Origin of the sequence: Neobacillus drentensis, assembly GCF_036966985.1 — a bacterium.
In the GTDB taxonomy this organism is placed as follows: Bacteria; Bacillota; Bacilli; order Bacillales; family Cytobacillaceae; genus Neobacillus; species Neobacillus drentensis_E.
The window spans coordinates 1-1,267 of the sequence record NZ_JBALSN010000736.1 but is presented as its reverse complement, the minus strand read 5'-3'; the positions used below and the strand labels follow the sequence as shown (position 1 = coordinate 1,267).

Sequence of the window (1,267 nt, the reverse complement as noted above, 5' to 3'; positions counted from 1 at the left end):
CGTTCAATTTGTTATTACCCATTTCAGCGCACATACAAGATCAACAAAAAGTGGAAGCTGCCATCGAACAAATGCAGCCACAGCAGCTAGCATTCAGCACATGGATCACTCAAAGCCTGCTCCACCCAGATTGGTCGAATATCATGCAGAAATATGGGCTTCAAGAAGTGGAACGCAATACCATCATGATGCTTGAACATACAAACGACATCGATCAAAGGACCTCTCAATCGCTTACGATCAAGGAAGTGACTGACGATCAAACTTTTCTCGATTATCAACATTTATTTATCGAACTTTTCGAAGGATCACCTGAGGAAATCGCTTTAAACAGCTATTTCCAGCGCTTTTCGATTGAACGATTACACCCGAGTACCCGCATGTTCGTTGGATATGAACTCAACAAACCGGTCACAACGGGCTTATTGATTGAAACAGCAGACAGCTACGGTATTTATGATGTCATCACAAAGGCAGAACACCGCGGAAGAGGACTTGGCAGTGACATGTTTCATTACCTTCTGACCCAGACAGATAACAAACAAAAGTGTGTGATGTTACAAGCCTCAAATGACGGCAAACATATCTATCAGCGTGCCGGATTTCATCCAATTGGAGAAATGGTTGTTTTTGAATAGAAGATGACATTTTTCCTGACTTATCAAGGGCAAAGAAAGGTAGCCTGTCTCTTCTTTGCCTCCAACATCTCACCATAAAAATGAATGTACATTCATTCACTCCTTTGGTACATTTAAAAAAAGGAGCTGAAAAACAGATGGTTCAACCAGGCGATCAATTTCAAACAAGCAAAACCTATACGCATGAAGATGTGATCCAATTTGGCGAGATGACAGGTGATCTTGGCAAACATCATATCGAGCTAGATGATCAAGGCAGGCTCATGGTACACGGCTTTCTCACAGCAAGTCTAGCCACGAAGCTTGGCGGGCAGTTTCATTTTATCGGTCAAGAGATGACATGTACCTTCATACGCCCTGTTTATACAGGTGACACCATTACCTGTCAGATGGCCGTCACCAAGGTAGAACCCCTTGAAAAATACCATCGTGTCCACCTTTTTTCCCGGTATATCAATCAGCATGGAGAAGAAGTCATTACTGGTAAAAGTGAAGGTGTGGTTTTCAAAAAATAAAAAGCTGCCTATGATGAGGCAGCTAAACGATCTAATTCTCTTCTATTCAGCATGATGCTGACGATCCATATAAAGCGGCGGTCTCTTTAATGAAATCACTGCACAGCTAAAGGC

Annotated in this window: 2 protein-coding genes; both read left to right on the top strand. The window is 42.4% G+C overall.

Features of this window, described 5'->3' with window-relative positions; all coding sequences use genetic code 11:
• Positions 1 to 638, top strand: a 638-nt coding sequence (locus tag V7659_RS31155) for a GNAT family N-acetyltransferase (RefSeq protein WP_335543858.1), incomplete at its 5' end; no start/stop codon positions are given.
• A gap of 137 nt (positions 639 to 775) precedes the next feature.
• Positions 776 to 1,153: a hotdog domain-containing protein gene (locus V7659_RS31150; protein ID WP_017366518.1), complete on the top strand. Its 378-nt coding sequence runs from the start codon at positions 776 to 778 to the stop codon at positions 1,151 to 1,153.
• The last annotated feature ends 114 nt before the right edge of the window (positions 1,154 to 1,267 follow it).